Source organism: Ameyamaea chiangmaiensis, from assembly GCF_013376175.1.
Lineage (GTDB): Bacteria > Pseudomonadota > Alphaproteobacteria > Acetobacterales > Acetobacteraceae > Ameyamaea > Ameyamaea chiangmaiensis.
In genome coordinates this window covers 1-5,823 of the sequence record NZ_JABXXR010000158.1, presented here as the reverse complement: position 1 = coordinate 5,823, position 5,823 = coordinate 1, and the positions used below count along the sequence as shown (strand labels likewise).

At 66.6% G+C, this 5,823-nt stretch carries 4 protein-coding genes; 2 read left to right on the top strand and 2 right to left on the bottom strand.

Going from position 1 to position 5,823, the window contains the following annotated elements; genetic code table 11:
• Nucleotides 1-1,411 (top strand): tetratricopeptide repeat protein (locus HUK82_RS13865; RefSeq protein ID WP_218061598.1); only part of this gene is annotated, 1,411 nt, incomplete at its 5' end.
• Between the two features lie 65 nt (nt 1,412-1,476).
• Nucleotides 1,477-2,217, top strand: a complete 741-nt coding sequence (locus tag HUK82_RS13860) for an aldolase (RefSeq protein ID WP_176614522.1) — start codon at nt 1,477-1,479, stop codon at nt 2,215-2,217.
• A 16-nt stretch (nt 2,218-2,233) separates the two neighbouring features.
• On the opposite strand, the gene HUK82_RS13855 is transcribed toward HUK82_RS13860, so the two are convergent.
• Nucleotides 2,234-5,113: a [protein-PII] uridylyltransferase gene (locus HUK82_RS13855; protein ID WP_176614521.1), complete on the bottom strand. Its 2,880-nt coding sequence runs from the start codon at nt 5,111-5,113 to the stop codon at nt 2,234-2,236.
• Nucleotides 5,114-5,177: 64 nt separating this feature from the next.
• The coding region (locus HUK82_RS13850) for a MutS-related protein (protein ID WP_408851061.1) at nt 5,178-5,823 on the bottom strand (646 nt) is incomplete at its 5' end.

Below are 5,823 nucleotides of genomic sequence, written 5' to 3'. Positions count from 1 at the left end.
ATGGGTCGGCGTGGCGCGAACCTGTCGTCTGTGCGGGGATCCGGCTGCGGCACGGGACGCGGCGGACCGTGCCTGTGCGTGCGCGCCCGTCACAGTGGACGCGTTGCAGGAACGCGCGGCGGCACTCGCGGCACTCGGTCTGGAGTCGGATGCGGAGCGCGCGTTCGCCGCAGTGGTCTCACGCTGTCCGGATCATCCGGCGGCCCTGTCCAATCATGGGGCCGCGTTGTTCGCGCTCACGCGGCTTGACGAAGCGCGCGAGGTGCTGACGCGTTCGGTCGGGCTTGCGCCCGATGCGGCGGAAAGCTGGGTCAATCTGGGGCTGGTGGAGATGGCGCTCGGACATCTCGGCGCGGCGGCCGAGGCCCTGGAGCGGGCGGTTGCCCTGCGCCCGGACGACCCGAGGATACGCCTCAACCAGGCGACCCTATTCATGGAATACGGCCGTCTGGACGAGGCGAGCGCCGTCTACGACGCGATTCTGGACAGGACGGGGCTGGAGCGCGCGGACGCCGCGCGAGCCCGTTTCAACCGCGCGACGGTGCGGCTGGCGCAGGGCGACTGGCACCGTGGTTGGGAGGACTTCGAGGCAAGGCACGCGCTGCTGCCCGAGGGGACTACCCATTTGCCCGACTGGGACGGCTCAGCCGGGGCAGGGCGCGTGCTGGTCGAAGCCGAGCAGGGGCTGGGAGACCAGATCCAGTTCCTGCGCGCCATCCCGGCGGCCGCCCGGCGTGTGCCCCTGTGCCTGATCGTGGCGGGTCCGCTCCGACGACTCGTCCGGGACTGGTTGCGGGTGGAGGGCCTGGCCACACGAGTCAGTGTTCCGGACGGTGTGCCGGACCAGTGCGTGGCCAGATGTGCGCTCGGCAGCCTCACGGGGCGGCTGGAGCAGACGGAACCCCCAATATTTGTGCCCTATCTCGGGTCTCATCGCGTTCGGGTCCGTTCGGGCGTGCTGCGTGTCGGGCTGTGCTGGGGGGGCAATCCGTCCTATCGCTTCGATCGACGTCGCTCGATCGATCCGGCGCTTCTTGCCTGCCTTCAAACGGTGGATCACGTGCGGTTCGTCTCCCTTCAGTATGGCGTGACGACACTGCCTTTCGCGATGGAACAGCCGCCCTTCGACGATTTCGCATCCCTGCGCGACATTATCTCCGGTCTCGATCTGGTGATCAGCGTCGACACGGCGGTGGCGCATCTTGCCGGCGCGATGGGATGTCCGGTGTGGCTGCTGAACCGTTTCGGAGGGGATTGGCGCTGGTTTCCGGCGCTGCGTTCCGACGGGAGGAGCGTCTGGTATCCATCCCTGCGAATCTGGCCGGTAGAGACCCCGGTCGAACCCCGTGTGGCCTGGACGGGTCTTTTGCGCGATGTCGGCGAGGCGCTGACCCGCCTCGCCGAACCCTAGACTGTTTCGGTTGCGCACTTTTTACGGCAGAATGTCGGTCATCATGAACGATGTCGGAGCCCCGTATGTCTGCCCAGCCTTCCAACGCGGCGTTGCTGTTCGACGCGCCCGCCGTTGCCACATTGCGCGCCGATCTTGCGCTCGCCTTGCGGGCGGCCGCCCATCACGGACTGGGCGAAGGGGTCTGCAACCATTTCTCGGTCATGATCCCGGACGCGGGCGACGTCTTCCTGCTCAATCCGCGTGGCCTGATGTGGCAGGAGGTGCAGGCCGACGATATCGTGCTGGTCGATGGTGAGGGCCGAAAGCTGGCGGGACGGCACGAGGTCGAGCGGTCGGCCATGTTCATTCACGCCGCCATCCACCGCATCACGGGCAAGGTCTGCGTCCTGCACACGCACATGCCCTATGCCACCGCGCTGACGTTGACGGCCGCGTGCGGACCGGACACGACACTGTCGCAGAATGCGATGCGCTTTCACGGTCGCATCGCGCTCGACACCAACTACAACGGCTTCGCGTTCGATTCGACCGAAGGGGAGCGCATCGCGCGCGCCATGGGCAGCGCGGACATCGCGTTTCTGGGCAACCATGGCGTGGTCGTCTGCGCCGAACGCGTCGACTACGCCTACGACGACCTGTATTACCTTGAGCGCGCCTGTCAGGCTGAGGTGATCGCCCGCTCGTCCGGTCTGCCGCTCGTGCCGTGCTCGGACAACATGGCCGCCACCGTGGCTGAAGATGCCAAGGGTGACCGGATGCAGAGCGAGCTTTTCTTCAAGGCGCTGCGTCGTGTCCTGAGCTGACGACGCCTGCGGCGCGTCAGGCGATCATGCTCTCCCGCGCCAGACCCTCCGGCACGATCCGCTCCTCCGCGTCGCGCAGGACGGTCAGGATGCGTTGACGGATGTCGCGCAGGCGGCGTTCGTCGGTGATCTTCAGGCCGAACAGGTCGCGCACATAGAACACGTCCACCGCGCGCATGCCGTAGGTCGTGACGTGGGCGGAGCCGATCTGAAGGCTCTCCCCGTTCATGGCGTCAGTCACATCGTGCAGCAGGCCGGGCCGGTCGCGGCCGTTGACCTCGATCACCGTGTAGGAATTCGAGGCGCGGTTATCGACGACCACGCGTGGCGGCACGTGAATGGCCCGCATCCGGCGCGCATACAGCGCGCGCGTGTTCTTGGCGATTTCCTGCGTCAGGTTGATGCGACCGGCCAGCGTCTGTTCCACCAGATGGCCAAGCCGGGCGAGCTGCTGTGGCTCGGTGAACGCTTCGCCCATCGCGTCCTGGATCCAGAATGTGTCGAGCGCCATGCCATTGGTCAGGGTGTGAACCCGGGCATCGACGATCGATGCGCCGGCCACGGCGAGAGCACCCGCGATATGGGAAAACAGGCCGGCATGGTCGGTGGTGTAGATCGTCATTTCCGTCACGCCGCGCAGCGGCACGGGCATGCACTCGACGGTCAGCGGCGCATGGCGGGCCTCAGAATCCCGGATCAGGCGCGCATGACGGTGATGCGTGTCCTGATCGAACGAGAGCCAGTAACCGGCATAGCCGAGGCGCAGGAAATGCTCGATATCGCGCGGTACGAAATCGTCGGCTTCCAGAAGTTCGGCCACGCCGTCCTTCGCGTGCGCGACGCGCAGGTCGCGCTCGGTCGTGGCAAGGCCGCCTTCGAGGACTTCGGCGACCCGGGTGTAGAGTTCCCGCAGCAGCGTTGCCTTCCACGCGTTCCACACGCGCGGGCTGACCGCGCGCATATCGACGATGGTCAGCAACAGCAAAAGCCGCAGCCGCTCGGGCGACTGGATGATATCGGCGAGATCGAGAATGGTCTTGGGGTCGTCGATGTCGCGCTGGAACGCGGTGTGGCTGAGCAGCAGATGATGCAGCACCAGCCACGACACGGTCTCCGTTTCCTCGCCGTTCAGGCCAAGGCGAGGGCATACGTCCATCGCCAGTTCGGACCCGATTTCGGAGTGGTCGCCGCCGCGTCCCTTGGCGATGTCATGCATCACCACGGCCATATAGAGCGCCCGTCGCGATTGCAGATCACGCGCCAGTTCGTAGGCCACCGGGATTTCGTCGGCCATCGTGCCGTGTTCGAGGCAGTGCATGAGGCGCACGGCCTCGATCGTATGCTCGTCGACGGTAAAGATATGATAGGTGTCGAACTGCATCTGCCCGACGATGCGTGACCAGTCGGGCAGCAGCCGCCCCATGATTCCGGTCTCGTTGAGAATACGCAGCACACGGGTGCTGTCGTCGTCGCGGTGCTCGCCAAAGGTGCGCTGGGCGGCGGGTTCGGCGGACGAGGCGGCGGCCAGCTCCTGAAGCGGCGGTGGCCCGCAGAGAAGATCGAGAAAAAGCTCTGACGCGGTCGGATCGTCGCGAAGGGCGCCTGCACCGCGTTCCCATCGGATCAGTTGCTGCATGGCCAGCGGATGGATGGGGCAATGGCGGATGCGTGACCATCGCAGCAGTTCGAGCATCAGGATCGGGTCCTTCTCGAACGCGTCGGCGCGGATCGGCAGCACCTTGTCGTCGATCAGGGTAAACCCCTCGTTCTGCATCACCGCGTCCGGCGGCGCCGAATTCTGCACCGGACCCAGCGCACGCCGCAGGACGGCCGGTTCGAGCACATGCGTCAGGCGCATGACCTCGCGCACCGTCAGGAAATAATGGCGCATGAAACGCTCCACGCCCGCCTGACGGCCGTGATGCGTGTAGCCCATGCGCGCGCCGACCACGGGCTGCATGTCGAAGGTCAGGCGTTCCTCGGCGCGACCGGCGACGTAATGGAGGTGCAGGCGAACCGTCCACAGGAAGTCCCACGCGCGGCGCGCGCGCACGGCCTCGTGGTCGGTCAGCAGGCCGAAGGTCGCAAAACCCGGTGCCATGAGGTCGGACACATGCCGCGCGCCGAAGGTATAGCGGCACATCCAGTAGAGGGTCTGGAGATCACGCAGCGCGCCGCGCCCCTCCTTGACGTTGGGTTCGACCAGATAAGGGCTCTCGCCGAAGCGCAGGTGGCGCTGATGGCGTTCCTCGCGCTTGTCGTGGATGAAACGGGGCGCGCCCGCGTCGATGCAGGCCAGGATGAACCGGGCCTCGAACATTGCGAACAGACGCGAGTCACCCCACAGCAGACGCGCGTCCAGCAGGGTCGTGCGGACGGTCGTGTCCGAGTCGGCCTCGGCGATGCATTGCGAGATCGAGCGCGTGGCATGCCCGACGCGCAGGCCGAGATCCCACAGAAAATACAGGATGTATTCGACCAGGCGGATGATGTCGTCGCCCGGTTCGTCCTGTGTCAGGAACAGAAGGTCGATGTCGCTGAACGGGGCCAGCAGCCCGCGCCCATAGCCGCCTGTGGCCGCAACCACGAACGGCGCGTCGAGGGAGGAGTTCTGGAGCGGATCGTTCTGCCCGACGGCGCTGCGCGCATGGAGGCACAGGCACTCGATCAGCCCGTCGGCCAGGCCGGCGAGATGTTTGGCGGCGACGGCACCCTTGATGCGACGTGCCTCGAACGCCTCCCGGATATCGCCCTGGTAGCGGCCCAGATGACGGCGGAACAGGCCCACGGCGACGTCGCGGGGCACGACGCCGTCGACCTCCGCTTCGGTCAGTGCTGTCCGGAGATGGCGGCGCATGTCGTTGACGGACGTCAGCGGGTCAGGATCGGTTGGCATCACCGGAGCGTGCGGGCCTTGTCGCAAGAGAGACACGAGAACGCCGTGGGTTCGGCGCGAACACCTATGATCGGCCCAAACCCGTGTCTTCTTCAAGTGCCAGTTTACGAAGCGTGTAGATTGCCTCCAGCGCCGCGCGGGGCGTCAGCGCGTCGGGATCGAGTTCGGCCAGCGTCACGCGCAACCGATCGCTGGTCGTGTCCATCGCGGGCGCGTTTGTCTCGAACAAGGGTAGTGGCGCGCGGGCGCGGTCATGCTCCTTTTCCAGCGCGGCCAAAAGGCGGTTGGCGCGCTGTACGACGGGTTCGGGCACACCGGCCAGGCGGGCGACGTGCACACCCCAGCTTCGTCGGGCGGTTCCGGCGACCACCTGATGCGCGAACACGATGCGGCCCTTCCAGTCCCGTACGGCCATCGTGTGGGGCGAGAGCCTCGGCAGGGTCTCGGCCAGTTCCGCCAGTTCGTGGAAGTGCGTGGCGAAAATGGCGCGGCAGCGCAGCGTCGAATGCAGTGCCTCCAGCGTGGCCCACGCGATCGCAAGCCCGTCGAGCGTCGCGGTGCCCCGGCCGATTTCGTCCACCACCACCATGGAGCGCGGGCCGCCCTGATTGAGGATCGCCGCAGTCTCGGTCATCTCGACCATGAAGGTCGACCGGCCGCGCGCCAGGTCGTCCGCCGCGCCGACGCGCGAGAACAGGCGGTCGACGATG

Bases quoted from the DNA above. Each gene is read 5' to 3' on its own strand.
- HUK82_RS13855 (WP_176614521.1), bottom strand. From the start codon at position 5,113: ATGCCAACCGATCCTGACCCGCTGACGTCCGTCAACGACATGCGCCGC.
- HUK82_RS13860 (WP_176614522.1), top strand. From the start codon at position 1,477: ATGTCTGCCCAGCCTTCCAACGCGGCGTTGCTGTTCGACGCGCCCGCC.